Origin of the sequence: Bradyrhizobium liaoningense, assembly GCF_018130955.1 — a bacterium.
Lineage (GTDB): Bacteria > Pseudomonadota > Alphaproteobacteria > Rhizobiales > Xanthobacteraceae > Bradyrhizobium > Bradyrhizobium liaoningense_C.
This window is the reverse complement of sequence record NZ_JAFCJM010000068.1, coordinates 1-14,903: the sequence shown is the minus strand read 5'-3', so window position 1 is coordinate 14,903 and position 14,903 is coordinate 1. Positions and strand designations below refer to the sequence as shown.

At 64.3% G+C, this 14,903-nt stretch carries 12 protein-coding genes; 3 read left to right on the top strand and 9 right to left on the bottom strand.

Annotated elements, in window-relative coordinates:
• Positions 1 to 29 precede the first annotated feature (29 nt).
• From hpnE to JQ632_RS33180, 4 genes are all read right to left on the bottom strand, one after another.
• Entirely contained in the window at positions 30 to 1,292 is a 1,263-nt protein-coding gene (gene hpnE / locus JQ632_RS33195) for a hydroxysqualene dehydroxylase HpnE (RefSeq protein WP_212406872.1), read from the bottom strand.
• On the bottom strand, positions 1,292 to 2,131 hold the full coding sequence (gene hpnD / locus JQ632_RS33190) for a presqualene diphosphate synthase HpnD (protein ID WP_212406871.1): 840 nt from the start codon (positions 2,129 to 2,131) through the stop codon (positions 1,292 to 1,294). The genes hpnE and hpnD overlap by 1 nt, the downstream gene beginning before the upstream one ends.
• Complete coding sequence (gene hpnC, locus JQ632_RS33185) at positions 2,121 to 3,005, bottom strand: squalene synthase HpnC (protein WP_212406870.1); 885 nt, start codon at positions 3,003 to 3,005, stop codon at positions 2,121 to 2,123. Before hpnC ends, hpnD begins: the two co-directional genes overlap by 11 nt.
• Positions 3,006 to 3,223: 218 nt before the next feature.
• On the bottom strand, positions 3,224 to 3,454 hold the full coding sequence (locus JQ632_RS33180) for a hypothetical protein (RefSeq protein WP_212406869.1): 231 nt from the start codon (positions 3,452 to 3,454) through the stop codon (positions 3,224 to 3,226).
• A gap of 507 nt (positions 3,455 to 3,961) precedes the next feature.
• Between JQ632_RS33180 and JQ632_RS33175 the strand changes: the two genes are divergently transcribed.
• Positions 3,962 to 4,453 carry a hypothetical protein gene (locus JQ632_RS33175; RefSeq protein WP_212406868.1) on the top strand — a complete coding sequence of 164 codons (492 nt, stop codon included), beginning with the start codon at positions 3,962 to 3,964 and terminating at the stop codon, positions 4,451 to 4,453.
• Positions 4,454 to 4,529: 76 nt separating this feature from the next.
• Positions 4,530 to 5,363: a hypothetical protein gene (locus JQ632_RS33170; protein WP_212406867.1), complete on the top strand. Its 834-nt coding sequence runs from the start codon at positions 4,530 to 4,532 to the stop codon at positions 5,361 to 5,363.
• Between the two features lie 255 nt (positions 5,364 to 5,618).
• On the opposite strand, the gene JQ632_RS33165 is transcribed toward JQ632_RS33170, so the two are convergent.
• The 4 genes from JQ632_RS33165 to JQ632_RS33150 form a co-directional block, all read right to left on the bottom strand.
• Positions 5,619 to 7,985 carry an RND family transporter gene (locus JQ632_RS33165; protein ID WP_212406866.1) on the bottom strand — a complete coding sequence of 789 codons (2,367 nt, stop codon included), beginning with the start codon at positions 7,983 to 7,985 and terminating at the stop codon, positions 5,619 to 5,621.
• 215 nt (positions 7,986 to 8,200) lie between these two features.
• Positions 8,201 to 8,986: an ethanolamine ammonia-lyase subunit EutC gene (gene eutC, locus JQ632_RS33160; RefSeq protein ID WP_212406865.1), complete on the bottom strand. Its 786-nt coding sequence runs from the start codon at positions 8,984 to 8,986 to the stop codon at positions 8,201 to 8,203.
• Between the two features lie 6 nt (positions 8,987 to 8,992).
• The gene (locus JQ632_RS33155) at positions 8,993 to 10,579 is read right to left on the bottom strand and encodes a B12-binding domain-containing radical SAM protein (RefSeq protein WP_212406864.1); all 1,587 of its coding nucleotides are present in this window, start codon (positions 10,577 to 10,579) and stop codon (positions 8,993 to 8,995) included.
• 173 nt (positions 10,580 to 10,752) lie between these two features.
• The gene (locus tag JQ632_RS33150; RefSeq protein ID WP_212406863.1) at positions 10,753 to 12,141 is read right to left on the bottom strand and encodes an ethanolamine ammonia-lyase subunit EutB; all 1,389 of its coding nucleotides are present in this window, start codon (positions 12,139 to 12,141) and stop codon (positions 10,753 to 10,755) included.
• Between the two features lie 306 nt (positions 12,142 to 12,447).
• On the opposite strand from JQ632_RS33150, the gene JQ632_RS33145 reads away from it, so the two are divergent.
• On the top strand, positions 12,448 to 14,187 hold the full coding sequence (locus tag JQ632_RS33145; protein ID WP_212406862.1) for a methyl-accepting chemotaxis protein: 1,740 nt from the start codon (positions 12,448 to 12,450) through the stop codon (positions 14,185 to 14,187).
• A 406-nt stretch (positions 14,188 to 14,593) separates the two neighbouring features.
• On the opposite strand, the gene JQ632_RS33140 is transcribed toward JQ632_RS33145, so the two are convergent.
• A partial coding sequence (locus tag JQ632_RS33140; RefSeq protein WP_212406861.1) for a hypothetical protein occupies positions 14,594 to 14,903 on the bottom strand: 310 nt, incomplete at its 5' end.

The window sequence follows — 14,903 nt, the reverse complement described above, 5'->3', positions numbered from 1 at the left end:
GCTCCGTGCCGGGACGATTGGCCCGCTCTCTATCGCGGGCCCGAAACCTTGCCCAAGACCAGATCCGCGGCGCGATCGCCGGACCGGACCGATCCCTCAATGGTTGCAGGCAATCCCGTATCAGTCCAGTCGCCGGCAAGGAACAGGTTCTTGTGCGCCGTGACCGGTCCGGGACGCATGCCATTCTGCTCGGGCGTTGCGGCAAAAGTGGCTCGGCGCTCGCGCACGATCTGCCAGGCCGGCAGTTCGCCGGAAACGCCGCCGGCCTTGCAGACGTCGCGCCAGATCGCCTGCGCGAGCTCCTCGCGCGGCATGTCGACGAGACGGTCGCCATTGCTGATCGTGACGGACAGGCGGTTCGGGAAGGCGAACAGCCATTCCACGAGCCCGCCGACCACGCCCAGGATCGGAGCCGAGCCCGGCGGCGGATCAAAACGGAAATGCGCATTCACGATCGCGCGGAACTTGGTCGGCGTCTTCACGCCCGGCAGCAGCGTTGATGCAGCGCGCGGCGGCACCGCCATCACGACAGCATCATCAGGTCCGAGCTGGATCACGTCCTCGCCGCCGAAGCTCAGCGTGCTGACGCGACCATCGGACGTCGCGAACTCGCGCAGCTCATGGCCGAGCTGAACCGAATGGCCCCGCTCCTCAAGGAATTTCACCGCGGGCTCGATCAGCACGGCGCTCAAGCCGTCGCGCGCAATCAGCGGGCGGCACGCCTGCCCTCCCGCAAGCAGCGTCTCGCGCACGATGGCACCCGCAAGCCCCGCCGAGCCCTCGGGCGGATCGACATTGAGGGCTGCAAGGAGGAGCGGCTGCACGAGCCGCTGGTAGAGCGTGCCCTCGCACGGGATCGACTTGCCGACGAGCGTGTCGGGCGAGGCCCAGATCAGCGGCGCCAGCTTGAGATAATCCATCAGGCCGGTGTCGGGGACGCGCCGGCTCTCGTCGAGCACCCAGCTCGGCAGCCGGCTATCGCCGAGATCGAGCTGCCAGCGCTGCCCGGTGGCAAGGTCGACAAAGGGAAACTGCGCGCGCTGCGGCCCGACCAGCCCGGCTTCAGTGCCGATCGAGCGGGCATAGGCGATCGCATGGCGATTGCCCGACAACAGCAGATGATTGCCGTTGTCGATGGTGAGATTGGTTGCGCCGTCGAAATAGGAGCGGCAGCGGCCGCCGGCCTGCTGGGTCGCCTCGTGCACGGCGACCTTCCAGCCGCCATTGGCGAGCCGCACAGCGGCGGAGAGGCCGGAAATTCCGGCGCCGATGATGTGAACTGTCTTTTGCATCAGAGGAAAGCGTAACGGAGAAGGATGGCGATGCGTGTGACCTTCGACACACGCACCGGCTGGCGCGGCGCCGCGAAGCCACGCGCGATCAGAAGGTCCAGAATCGCGTGGTAGTATTTCGACATGATCCGCGGCGCGCGCACGGCGCGGCGCTTGTTGCGGTTCATGATCTCGTCCGACTTCTCAAAATGCACTTTGGCGCGCTGTGCGAGCGGCACGCACACCTTCGGCAGCGCGCGCTCCGCGATCACGCGATTCGGATCGTTCGAGGTGATGCCGGCGTGCAGCAGCGCCTCGCGCGGCAAATAGAGCCGGCCGAGCGTCGCGTCCTCGTCGATGTCGCGCAGGATGTTGGTGAGCTGGAGCGCGCGGCCGAGATGATGGGCGAGCTGAATGCCGTCGTCTTCCGGCAGGCCGAACACCCGCACCGACAGGCGCCCCACTGCGCTTGCGACGCGATCGCAGTAGAGATCGAGCGTTGCCATGTCGGGTGCGCGGATGTCCTGCGGCACGTCCATCTCCATGCCGTCGACGATGGCGAGGAAATCCTCGCGCTTCAGCCCGAACGTCTTCACGGAGGCGACGTAGTCCTTGAGCCGCGCCGGCGGATGCCCCTGATAAAGCGCATCGATGTCGTCACGCCATTGCTGAAGCGCGGCCAGCCGCACGTCGCGCGGACCGTCGGAATCGGCGATGTCGTCGACCTGGCGGCAGAAGCTGTAGATCTGGAACATGGCCTCGCGCTGGTCGCGCGGCAGGATCCGCATCGCGGCGTAGAACGAGCTGCCGGATGCGGTCGTGCCGTAATTGGCGCTGGGCGAGGTCGCCTCAAGCGTCATGCGCGGGCCCCGGATTGGAGACAGGCCGGCGCCCGATCGCGCGGCGGCCGATTTCGCCGAGGATCCCGGCGAGGCTGAAGGTGATGAGCTCGAGCTTGTTGAGATGCACGCGTTCGCGCAGGGGATCGCGCACCTTCAACAAACGCACGATGCGGTCGGCGTAGGCCTGGATCACCGAGATGTCGACGCCGAGACGGAAATCCCTGACCTCGGCGCACAGCGACCTGCTTTCGTTGAGCAGCAGTTCGTTGCGCGCCGCGAGCGCCTGGAGGCATTGCAGCATGGCGGGCGGCGACTGGTCGAGCCCGAGCTGCTCGACCGACGCGCCGCTCGCGGCCAGCGCATCGCGCGGAAGGTAGACACGGTTGAGCGCGCGGAAATCCTTGCCGCAATCCTGCAGGTGATTGTTGATCTGCAAACCCGCGCAGAGCGCGTCGGACGCCGTCCAGGTCGAGGTGCTCTCGCCATGGACGTCGAGCATGAAGCGGCCGACCGGCATCGCCGAGTAGCGGCAATAATGGATGACCTCGTCCCAGGTCTCGTAGCGCAGCTTGGTCACGTCCATCCGGAATGCGACGAGCACGTCGAGCGCATGGCGCGGCGGCATGCCGCGCTCGGCCAGCGCCCGGCGCAGGATCACCGCCTCGGCCTGCGTGTCGCCATTGCCGAGGAGCTCGCGCTCGAACAGGTCGAGATAAGCGAGCTTCTCGTCGGGCTTCAGCGTGGCGTGGTCAGCGATGTCGTCGGCCGTGCGGACGAAATTGTAGAACGCCAGAATGAGGGCGCGATGACGCGGATGAATGATCCAGGACGCGACGGGAAAATTCTCGTCGCGGTCACCCTTTCCGGATCTCAATTCGTTCGCAGAGGTCATCGAGGATTGGTTAACAATCGTCTGGCTGGACAAGGCTTTTTCGGGCTTTGCGCGGGTTCACGCCGGCCGGAACCGTCGCGGCCCCCATATAGGGGAATACGACCGTAAAACCAATCCTGTCTCTCGATACCCTGCCCTGCGGGACCTGTGCGGGATTTGGACCCGCAGGGGCGGCGCAACGGGTCGCTATTGAACCCTTTTTGGGGGCCCGGCGAGCCCTATTGACCGTTGGCCTTCAGGACCTGATTGCAGGCCTCGGAGATCTTCGAGCGGTTCTCCTTCAAGCAGGCCAGAATGGTGAAATCGCCCTGATCGATGACGGGACGGCAGAACTTCTGCACGTCACGGGTGCAGGCCTTCTGCTCTTCAGGGGTGCCGCGCTGCTGGGCGACAGCCGCCGTCGAAAGCGATACCGACACCAGGGTGAGAGCGAGGAGAAATTTACGCATAGTGTTCCTTCATTCTGACGGCAGAATCGTTCCAATCCCGGACAGCACAGGGCGGACGACCGGAATAGATTGTTCTGATGGCCTTGCCACGGAAAGCGCAGCAGCGGAGAGAGCAGAAGCACTGGCAAATGCGGCCAAATTGGCACCTCACCCGCAAATCATGCTTCCCGCCCCTCTCATTGACAGATGTAACAGTTTGATACTACGGGATTATTTTTGAGCCTCTTGTTTTACCTTCGACCTGTTGCAGACATGCATCGCCACTCCCTACATGGACGACGTAAGGCGCGGCGGAAACGCGCGCAAAGCGGGCAAAAATGGCTGCGACGGGTCGCGATCACGAGACGTCGCGATCACGAGACGTCGCGATCACGAGACGTCGCGATCACGAGACTTGGGGCCGTCAAACTTTGAACCTGCCCCTGCATGGGGAACACTAAACCTTCGATGCGGCGAGACGTTCTTGTTTTGAAAGGACGTCACTACTGAAAACGGGATATATTCGACATGACATTCTTTGGACGACAGGCAATCACGGCGGCCGGCATTGGCGCAGCGCTGCTCCTTTCGGTCTCGGCGAGCCAGGCTCAGTCGTCCGGACCGTTTGCCGGCTTTGACGGCGCCTGGACGGGCACCGGCACGGTGTCGCTGTCCGACGGCACCACCGAGCGCATCCGCTGCAAGGCGGACTACAAGGTCGCCGCCAGCGGTCTCGGCCTGAAACAGGCGCTGCATTGCGCCAGCGACAGCTACAAATTCGACCTCAGCAGCGACGTCACGAGCCAGGGCGATCGGATCTCCGGCAACTGGAGCGAGGCGAGCCGCAACATCTTCGGCAATTTGCAGGGTACCGCCGGCGGCGGCCAGATCGACGTGTTCGTCGAGGCCAACGGATTTGCCGCCAGCCTGACGCTGCGCACCAACGGCACCAAGCAGACGGTGCAGATCAGCTCCAAGGGCGAAATTCGCGGCGTCAACATCACGATGACGAAGGGCTGACGCCTTTCACGCGTCGCTGGGAATACGGCCCCCGGTTCTCGCGAGCCGGGGGCTTTTTGCTGACATTGTTGCGGACATGGACCCAATTCGCAGACATCTGCTCAAGGCCGCCGGCCTCTTCGTAGCCGGTCGCGCCTTCGCCAATGACCAGCAGGGAAGGAGCATGCAGCCTTCATCGGTAAAACCGCGTCATGTGCTCTGCTTCCTCGGCAAGGACGAAAGCCTGCTGCATCCGCCGAAGGCGGTGGCCAAGACGATCGCGGATTTCAACTTCGAGATCGACCGCACCTATTCGCAGGCCAAGCCCGATCCGCACATGGAGCGATCGTTCGGCGTCTGCTGGGACCGCGTCTTCCCGAAAGCCTGGTCTGCCGCGGACGAAGCGGCCGTGGTCAACCACAAAGCGGTGCTCTACGTGCTGAGCCCGCCGCTGGAGCAGCAGAAAGCGGTGGCTTATTCGGCGGCGGCCCTGCGCATCGTCGAGGAGATGATCGAGACCGGCGCCACTGCCGTGAAGGGCGAAAGCGCCGGCGTTGCCCACGGCCTGGAGCGATGGCGCAGTCTCGGCGATCAGGCACGCAAGGGCGCAAAGACCAGTCAGGGCCTTGGCATAACCCTCGCCGTCGCCAAGGCGTGTCGTCTTGCTTTCGCCAAACGCCCGCTCGGCGGTAACAGCTATTACGAGACCGTCGGTTATCACCTCGTCGGCTTGCCAGAGGTCTATGTCGCGAAATCGCGCGGCAACGAATGGTCCGCGGTGATGCTCATGGAGGAGATTGCCAACGCCATGGCCGAGCACGGCATTGACGCTGCGCTGCGTGATCGCAAGCTCACGCTGTCCCGGCAACAGGACTACGCCGAGGACGACTTCAAGTTCAATCCGTACGGGATCGTCCGCATCGAGGCCTAGAGCATGATCCGGAAAAGTGTGCAGCGGTTTTCCCTCGCGACAAACGCGGAACGCGTTTGCGCGGAGATCATGCTCAAACAATGAGCTAAAGCGCGATGACGATTCAACCTAAAGCCATCGCGCTTTAGGCTGAACCCCGCCGAAAACTACACGATGGAGCCGTCGTGCCGTGCTGCCCGCATGGCTCGTCTCCGGCCGGCGCTCAGGCGCAGTCATTCAGACTGCGCCGATTCCATGTCCAGTGGATGAAGCTGCTCAGATCGCGGGCTTTCCGGCCCCGTGGATCTTCTCATGCAGATTGATCAGCCACATCGCCGTCGGCCGCAGGATGAAGAGATCGGCGACCAGCGCCGCCACCATCGAGAAGGCGCCCAACCAGCCGAACAGCCGCAGTGACGGCAGGTCCGAGAACACGGTCACGACCAGGCCGCAGGCCAGCACCACCGTGGTCAGGATCAGCGCAGGTCCGACCAGCACGGTCGCACGCTCCACCGCGAGCGCCGACGAGACGCCGGGCTTGCCCTCCAGCCGCAAGCGGTTGAGGAAGTGGATGGTCGCGCTCAGGCCGAGGCCGAACGAGACGGTCAGCGCCACGACGCTCGCAAATTGCAGGCCCTCCCCGAGCGCCCACAGCACGGTGCCCGCGAGCACCACCGGGAAGATGCCAGGCAGGATGCAGGCGAACATCACGACCCAGGAGCGGAAGGCGAGGCCAATGAAGATCGCGACCAGGGCGAACTCGACCGTGAGGCCGCGGTTCAGCTTCTCGATCATGTTCGCCGAGTTGCGCGCGGCAATGGCGGCAAGGCCGGTCACCGCGACCTCGTAGCCGGGGTGCTTCTTGCGGATGGCGTCGAGCTCAGTATCGAGCTTGTCGACGACCGGCAGGAGCTGGCTGGAATCGATGTCCGGGACGCGGCCGGCGACCACGACGGCATCCTGCTCGGCATCGATGAAACGACGCACCAGATGCTCAGGGATAACGTTCACATATTCCTTGAGCGTCGCAACGTCCGAGCTGCCCGCCTTTTCCGCGAGCCAGCGGCGCAGGGTCTCGATCGACCAGACATTGCCGACGCCGGCCGCCTTCTCGACGGTTGAGTGCACGTCCGCGATCGTTTGCAGCGTCTCCGGCGAATAGAGGTTCTCACCCTGGGGGAACACGATCAGCACGTTGACCGGGTTGGCGCCCGTCAGCTTGGCGTCGAGCCGGTTGCTGGCGGCGACCGCCTGGCGCTTGTCCGGCACCTGGTCGGCGAGCCGGTAGCGCGGCTCGAGATTGGCGTAGATCACGCCGAGACCGCCGACGAACAGCAGCGCGATCAGGCTGAACAGGCCGGGACGGCCCACCATCCGCACCGCAATCCAGTAGCAGAAATTGCGCAGCGCCTGGACGCCGGCATCCGCGCTCTGGAACTTGACCGCAAAGATCTTTTCGTTGCGCACGAACAAGACGCCGAACACCGGCACCAGCGACAGCACGGCGATCAGCGCGATGATGGTCGCGGCAAGGCCCGCCTCGCCGAACTTCCGGATCAGGTCGGAATCGGAGAATTGCAGCGCGATGAAGGAAATGCCGGCGGTGCCGTGCGTGAGCACGCAGGCAGGACCGACCACCAGCACCGCGTTCTTGAATGCGGTGTATTTGTCCTGTCCTGCGATCAGCCGGTCGCGCGCCGCAAAGGTGAGCTGCATCGAGTCCGAGAAGCTGATGACCATGATGAGCGGCGTCATCACGTTCAGGAACATGTTGAGATTGAAGTTGGCCCAGCCGAGCGCGCCGAGCGCGAGCAGGATCGCAATCATCGGCGGGAACGCCGCCACCACCATGAAGGAGATTTTTCGGAAGAAGATGATGGCGATGACGCAGCCGGCGAGAATGCCGAGAATGTTGTAGGTCAGGCCGTCACGCTCGACCGCGTTGCGGATTTCGAGCTGCATCACCGGCACGCCGGAGAGCTGCACGCTGAGCCCGGTGTCGCCGAGATCCTCCTTCATCAGCTTGCGAATTTCGCCGACGGTGACGCCGAGCTTGCTGGAGGCGACCACCGCCGGGTCCAGCGACAGCACGATCAGCGCCAGCGTGCCGTCCTCGGACAAGAGCTTGCCGCGGATGATCTCGTTGCTTTTCACGACCTCGATGAACTTGTCGTAGTCGGCTCCCTGCGGCAGCTCGGCCGGGAACAGCGCGGCCGGCAGCTTGCCCGGCGCCGGCGCCTGGCGCGCGGAGAACAGCGAGACCAGCCCGCGCGTTCCCTCGACGAGCTGCATGTCGGTGACGAAGTCGCGCAGCTTCTCGAGGTTGTTCCGCGCCAGCAAGGTCTTGCCTTCGACCACGACGAGGACGTCGAATTCCTCCGCCGGGAACTTCTTGGTCACCTCTTCGTACTGACGGAATTCCTTGGTGTTGGAACGGAACAGCTGCGACAGCGAGTCGTCGATCTTGATGCGCTCGATGCCGAAAACAGCGCCGACGATCAGCGCGACCAGCACCAGGCAAGCGATCACCGGCGCCTGGACGGCGATCAGCCCGAGGCGCTCCAGTCCGAAGGCGATGGAGGACGCCGGTCCCTGCTCGACCTTCTCGACATGAACCTCACTCTCGCTGTGCTTTTCGAGCATGCCTTGTCCAGTTCCTAAATCGGCTCAGTTGGTGAGCTTGATGCGCCCCGCGACCGGGCTTGAAAACGCCATACAGATGGGGGGCTTGGCCTTGAAAATACGCGGGAAATCGCCGCACGGGGTTTAGCAGGTCCGCACCCGGACAAGCAAGCGCGCGGGAGGGGGCCAAATTGACAAAGATGTGTCGAATTCGGCCTCGGTGGGCCCTCACGGTGTCATTCGGATGAAACTGCCCCGATTCGGCGCGGGACGCGGTCGGCGCTCTCGTCCTTGAGCGCCACGCCCGTGACCTGTCGCGCCAGTCCCTCGCGGACCAGCCAGGCGATTTTTGAGGCGGCCTCGTCATGGCCGAGCCCGGCCTGGTGGATGTTCGAGATGCAGTTGCGCTCGGCATCGGTCCGACCCGGCTTCGGGGCAAATGTCAGATAGGCCCCGAGACTGTCCGGCGCCGACAGGCCCGGCCGCTCGCCGATCAGCATCACCACCATGTCAGCGCCGAGAATGGCGCCGATTTCGTCGCCAAGCGCCACCCGCGCGCCTGATGCGACAACGACATGGCCGATTGCGACGGCATCGTCGGCGGCGAGACGGGGCACAAGGCCCGTCAACACCGCGACTGCGTGGGCATGCACGGCTGTCGGAGAGAGACCGTCGCCGATCACGATCGCGAGCCGGCCCGGTGTTGTCGCAACCGCCGCGAGATGTTCGGCTGACGCGGCATCAAGCTGCCGCCCGAGGTCCGGACGCCGCAGATAGTCCCCGCGGTCCGAGGCTCTGCTCCTCACGGCAATTGCCGCAAGGCCCGTGGCGCTGAGTTCGGCCACCAGCGCCTGCGCGTCGAACGTCGCATGCACGGCATCCCGGGCGCGCGCATGCGCCAGCGTGAAATCGAGCAACGGCTTGGTGGGTAGGCTGGCGCCGCTTCGCCCCAGCGCCACGCGCGCCGGCGTCAGCGCCCGCAAGTCGAGGTTCGAACGTCCCAGTGCGACCGGGCTAGACATGTCGCATCATTCGGCGGGCATGGACGCTTCGCGCAGCCTGATCGAGTAATTCGACGCGTTTTGCTTGCCGCTGGATGCCGCGCGGGCGAACGTGATCAGATGATGCGCGATCATGGTGCAGCCGATCAGGCCCTCCATGTCGCCGCGCCGGATACGCCCGAGCGCGAACTTCCAGAACACGCGCTTGTAATCGCCGAGCACTCCGACCTTCCAGAAGATGTTGCGCAGCATGGTCAGGCCGCGCTTGATGTTGGGCCAGGTCTTCATCTCGTCGGGCACCGGCACCTTCAGGCGATTGGCATAGGTGTAGTCGCACTGATGCTGGTAGCGCGCATAGACCTTCTCGGGCTCGTAGGCGACCTCCATGCAATGCTTCCAGGACGCGACGACCTCGTCGTAAGGAAGCAGGAAGTCGACGTTGGAATCGCGGCCATCGTCGTTGACCAGCCGGCCCTCGCGCTCGAGCCGGTCCCACAGCGGTGTCTTCGGCAGCGCCTGGAGCAGATTGATCGTGAGCAGCGGAATCCGGGATTCCTCGACGAAGGCGAGCAGCGCATCCGAGGTGTTCGGCTTGTCGGTGTCGAGCCCCATGATGATGCCGGACACCACCTCCATGCCGTAGGAGTTGATGGTACGGACGCCTTCCAGGATCGGGACCATCATGTTGTGGTCCTTCTGCATCGCCTTCAGCGCGTCATGATCCGGCGTCTCGATGCCGCAGAAGATGGTGATGAAGTAGGCTTCACGCATCTTCTCCAAAATTTCCGGGCGCTTTGCGATGTTGAGCGTCGCCTCGCAGGCAAGCCGCATCACGTAGCCGGTCTTCTTCTGCCATTCGATCAGATGCGGCAGAAGATCCATCGCCGCCTTGCGGTTGCCGATGAAATTGTCGTCGACGAAATAGACCGTGTCCGTCATGCCGCATTCGCGCAGGCGGTCGAGCTCCGCGATGATCTGTTCCGGTGACTTGATGCGCGGGTTGCGGCCGTAGAGACCGGGGATGTCGCAGAACTCACACTGATAGGGACAGCCGCTGGAATACTGGATGCTGCCGAGAAAATACCTCTTCACATCTGCGAGCTCATAGGCCGGGATCGGAAACTCCGTCATCGGGACGCGATCCTTCGCCGTCAGCACGACCTGCTGCTCGGGGCGCGAGGTATCACGCGCAAGACGCGCGATCAGTTCGTCGGTGGCATCCCCGAGCTCACCGACATGGAGATAGTCGAACGACGGATAGTAGTCGGGACAGGCGCTGACCGACGGACCGCCGAGGGCGACCGGAAGATCGAAGTCATGCGCGCGATTGCAGATGTCGTTCATCTGCTGGCGCTGGATGTGCATGCCGCTGACGAAGACGGCGTCCGCCCACTCGAACTCCTCCCTGGTAGCGCGGCGCAGGTTCTCGTCGACGAATCTCACCTGCCAGTCCGGCGGCAGATAGGCCGCGATCAGCAGGAGCCCCTGCGGGGGCATGAAGGCCTTGACGCCGGCGGTCAGCGGATAGGCGTGCTCGAATGTGCCGAAGGACGATGTGTAGCGTGGGAAGACACACAGGATATGACGGATCGTTCCGTTGTTCTCAGCTCGCATCGAACATCCTCATCGACGCCCTGCAACCCCGCAGGTCAGACACACAGCGTAACGCTGGGCCCGAAATTCCTCAATATTGTGGCATGGGCTTAATTCATCAGACGCGCCAATGGTTTCGGCGGTTCAGGGCGAAAACCGAAGTTTCGGTGAATTCCAGGCTGGATTTGTCGCACTCATGCCTCTGCGATGAGGCGGGAGGCAAAATCGGGCAGCAGCCCCGCGTCAGCAGCGAGCCGGAAATCGGCGCCGGCAATGCCGGTCGATGCCAGCCAGTCGTCGAATTCCGGCGCGCGGGCCACACCGAAGACGTCGCGGACATAGAGCGCGTCATGGAAGGAGGTCGACTGGTAGTTCAACATGACGTCGTCGGCGCCCGGCACCCCCATGATGAAGGTGACGCCGGCGGCCGCCAGCAGCGTCAGCAGATTGTCCATGTCGTCCTGATCCGCCTCGGCGTGATTGGTGTAGCAGATGTCGACCCCGAGCGGCAGGCCGAGCAGCTTGCCGCAAAAATGGTCCTCGAGGCCCGCGCGGATGATCTCCTTGCCGTCATAGAGATACTCCGGCCCGATGAAGCCGACCACGCTGTTGACGAGCAGCGGATCGAAGGCGCGGGCAACCGCATAGGCACGCGCCTCGCAGGTTTGCTGATCGACGCCATGATGAGCGTTGGCCGACAAGGCAGAGCCCTGCCCGGTCTCAAAATACATGACGTTCTGCCCGACCGTGCCGCGCTTGAGCGACAGCCCGGCCTGCCGCGCCTCCTTCAGCAGGGCCAGGTCGATGCCAAAGCTGCGGTTGGCCGCTTCCGTGCCGGCCACCGACTGGAAGATCAGGTCGACCGGCGCGCCCTGCCCGATCAGCGAAAGCGTCGTCGTGACGTGGGTGAGCACGCAGCCCTGGGTCGGGATCTTGAGCCGCGCGACGATCTCGTCCAGCAGCCGGAGCAATTGCGCGATCGTTGTGGGATCATCGCTGGCCGGATTGATGCCGATGCAGGCATCGCCCGAGCCCAGCAAAATGCCGTCGAGGATCGAGGCGGTGATGCCCTTGGCATCGTCGAAGGGATGGTTCGGCTGCAGGCGCGTGCTCATCCGCCCCTTCAGGCCGATGGTGTTGCGAAATGCGGTAATCACCTCGCTTTTCCGCGCCGCCAGGATCAGATCCTGGTTGCGCATCAGCTTTGAGACGGCGGCCGCCATCTCGGGCGTGATGCCGCGCGCCAGGCGCTTGAGGCCCTCGGTCGTCGCAGCGTCGGACAGCAGCCAGTCGCGGAATGCTCCGACCGTCATGGAGGCAACCGGAGCAAAAGCGCCGGCGTCGTGCGTGTCGATGACGAGCCGGGTGACCTCGTCGGCCTCGTAGGGGATGACGGCTTCCGACAGGAACGTTGCGAGCGGCACGTCCGCGAGCGCCATCCTGGCCGCGATCATCTGCTCGGCGCTGTCGGCGGCGATTCCGGCCAGCCGATCGCCCGAGCGCGGCGGGGTCGCCTTGGCGAGCAGGTCGCGCAGATCGGGGAATGTGTAGGTCGTGGCGTCGATGGTGTGGCGGTAGACCAAGAGCCCCTCCGGGATCGGTCGGCCAACGGCCGACTCCAGCGCAGTCTAGCCTGAAGCAGATGCGCGTTTGACGGTCATTACGCATGCCGATGTCGGCGACGTGACATGCAACGCCCTGACCTCGCGGCGGTTAGAATCGATTAGGCGCTCAAACGCCTGATATCGTTTGCTTTTCATACGACCAAAGAGTGGCCTGGAACGCCGGCCCGTTAACGCCACGTCCATCTTCGTTCTGCATAGTTTTGCATCAATTTTACCCGACCGCGCTCGCCGGTCGCACACAGAGGCCATTCGGGCCCGAGAACCATGAAAACTGACCGATCTGGGAATGCCGCCGGCCTGGCGGGACGCTTTACGCTTGCAACCAGGCTCTACTCGATCTTCGCGCTGTTTGCGCTGCTCACCGCGGCGATCGCGGCGCTGTCCGACTACAACAGCCGCCGCGGCGCCGAGCTGACGACCGCGATCGAAACGGCGAACGCGGCGGCGCTGAACGTCGAGCGCGTCAATTCGCTGGTCTATGCCGTCGTGATGGAATCCCGCGGCGTCTACATGTCGACCGAGCCGGCGGTGGTGAAGAAATACGGCGACGGCCTGCTCAAGTTCAACGGCCAGATCCTCGACGTCGTCAAGCGCTGGGAGACCATCGTCAGAGACGACGATGCCGAGCAGTTTGCGACCTTCAAGAAGCGCATCGAGCAGTTCGTCGATTTCCGAAAAGAACTGGTGCGTCGCGCCAACGAGATCGGCCCGGCCGCGGGGCGCGAATGGGGCGACAACGACGCCAACCGCAGCGTCCGCTCCGCGCTGAACAAGGATCTCGAGGCGCTGTCGAAGGTCTATGCCGAGCGAGCCAGGCTGATCTCGCAGCAGACCGAGACCAGCCGCCAATTGTCCCTGGTGCTGACCTGCCTTGGCGGTCTGGCGCTGGCGCTCGTCGTCGTCGGCATCGTCATCATCGCGCGCTCGATCGCGCGTCCCCTGTCCGCGATCACCGCGACCATCAAGCAGGTCGCCGACGGCGCCGAGAACGTCGAAGTGCCGCATACGGGGCGCGCCGACGAGATCGGCGCGCTGGCGCGCGCGATCCAGATCTTCAGGGACGCGATGGACCGCAACCGCAACCTCGCCTCGCAGGTGTCGCAGGAATCGTCCTCCCGCGAGGAGCGCGCGCGCCATGTCGAAGCCTCCGTGGAGCAGTTCCGCGAGGCTATCGGCGCGATCATGCGCGGCCTCACAGACAATGCCTCGGTGATGCGCGAGACCGCGCAGACCATCACGCGCGTCACGGCGGATGCCAACAGCCGAGCAGGCAGGGCGGCAAGCGCCACCGAGCAGGCCTCGCACAACGTCACGGCGGTCGCGGGCGCCGCCGAGGAGCTGTCGGCTTCCGTCGAGGAGATCGGCCGCCAGGTCCGTCAATCCGCAGCCGCGGTCGAGCAGACCGGCCATCGTACGGAAAAGTCCATCACCGAAATCGAGAGCCTCGCCGCGGCCACCCAGCGCATCGACGGCGTGCTCAACCTGATCCAGGCCATCGCCGAGCAGACCAATCTGCTGGCGCTCAATGCCACCATCGAGGCGGCCCGCGCGGGCGACGCCGGGCGCGGCTTTGCCGTGGTCGCCCATGAGGTCAAGGCGCTCGCGGGACAGACCGCGAAGGCGACTGCCGAGATCAGCGACAATGTCGGCATGATCCAGGCCTCGACCCGCAACGCGGTGGAGGCAGTGCGCGAGATCGGCGGCGCGGTGCGCGAGATCAACGACGTCACCACGGCCATCGCCGGCGCCATTGGCCAGCAGGACTCTGCGACCCGCGAAATCTCCGCCAATGCGCAATCGGCCGCGCAGGGCAACGAGACGCTGGTTGCCAACATCACCTCGCTGCGCGACGCCATCGGCGAGACCGACACCGCGGCTTCATCGGTCCTGACGGCCGCGAGCAGCCTCACCGCGACGGCCGAAACGCTGTCGCGCGAGGTGGAAAAGTTCTTCCAAAACCTGCGGTCGGATGCGACCGATCGGACGATCGCCGAGGCAAGCTGAAGCTTGGTAAAATCGGCGTGCGGCCCCGGCCTTCCGGGGCCGTCCGGCAAAAGCTCGAAAACAACCCCATGCAAAGTAGCCGGCGGCGGCCGGCACGGGGCTTGCGGATTTTACGAAATCACCTTGACACGTCGGGCAAATCGGTGGCATTATGCCATTATCGCCGCGTGTGGGATGAGCCGCTGCGACACCTCACTGAGACAAGCACCCGACCAAGCGCGATTGCGCCTTCGTTCCACTTGCCCTGGTGAGGTCGGCCTACATCATCGCCAGAAGGATGAGGCCCAAAACCAGCACGACAAAGCCCGTCGCCGCCGCGGCGGCGAATGAACGCTCCACGTTATCCATCGAATGCCACCCCTGATGGGCGGGGCCACGTTTCCCCCATGGCTCCGCCCGAACGCACCTAAAGTTGTAGATCGTTGTGGCCTAATTGGTTCGCGCCGATGGCCAGATTGGGGAAACACCGGGGTTCGTTCTCGGCCTGCGCGGACCGCACCGGTTCGCCGTGCTCGGCGAGCGGCTTGCCCGCCGAGGCGACCGCGAGCCGATCAGCCAGCGAAGGCATGCCTTGTCCGCTCTGCCCCTTGATTTTGTTGCAGAACTGTCTTGAGGAGCCGAGCGAACCGTGATTCCGTGGAGGTGAAGCGGCCATCGACGGAGAGTTTCGATGATGGGGCGGTGCAAGGGTGAGCAGGGTCAACTGTTCTATGCGT

Bases quoted from the DNA above. Each gene is read 5' to 3' on its own strand.
- JQ632_RS33170 (WP_212406867.1), top strand. From the start codon at position 4,530: ATGGACCCAATTCGCAGACATCTGCTCAAGGCCGCCGGCCTCTTCGTA.
- hpnC (WP_212406870.1), bottom strand. From the start codon at position 3,005: ATGACCTCTGCGAACGAATTGAGATCCGGAAAGGGTGACCGCGACGAG.
- JQ632_RS33155 (WP_212406864.1), bottom strand. From the start codon at position 10,579: ATGCGAGCTGAGAACAACGGAACGATCCGTCATATCCTGTGTGTCTTC.
- hpnD (WP_212406871.1), bottom strand. From the start codon at position 2,131: ATGACGCTTGAGGCGACCTCGCCCAGCGCCAATTACGGCACGACCGCA.
- JQ632_RS33165 (WP_212406866.1), bottom strand. From the start codon at position 7,985: ATGCTCGAAAAGCACAGCGAGAGTGAGGTTCATGTCGAGAAGGTCGAG.
- JQ632_RS33180 (WP_212406869.1), bottom strand. From the start codon at position 3,454: ATGCGTAAATTTCTCCTCGCTCTCACCCTGGTGTCGGTATCGCTTTCG.
- JQ632_RS33145 (WP_212406862.1), top strand. From the start codon at position 12,448: ATGAAAACTGACCGATCTGGGAATGCCGCCGGCCTGGCGGGACGCTTT.
- JQ632_RS33175 (WP_212406868.1), top strand. From the start codon at position 3,962: ATGACATTCTTTGGACGACAGGCAATCACGGCGGCCGGCATTGGCGCA.
- hpnE (WP_212406872.1), bottom strand. From the start codon at position 1,292: ATGCAAAAGACAGTTCACATCATCGGCGCCGGAATTTCCGGCCTCTCC.
- eutC (WP_212406865.1), bottom strand. From the start codon at position 8,986: ATGTCTAGCCCGGTCGCACTGGGACGTTCGAACCTCGACTTGCGGGCG.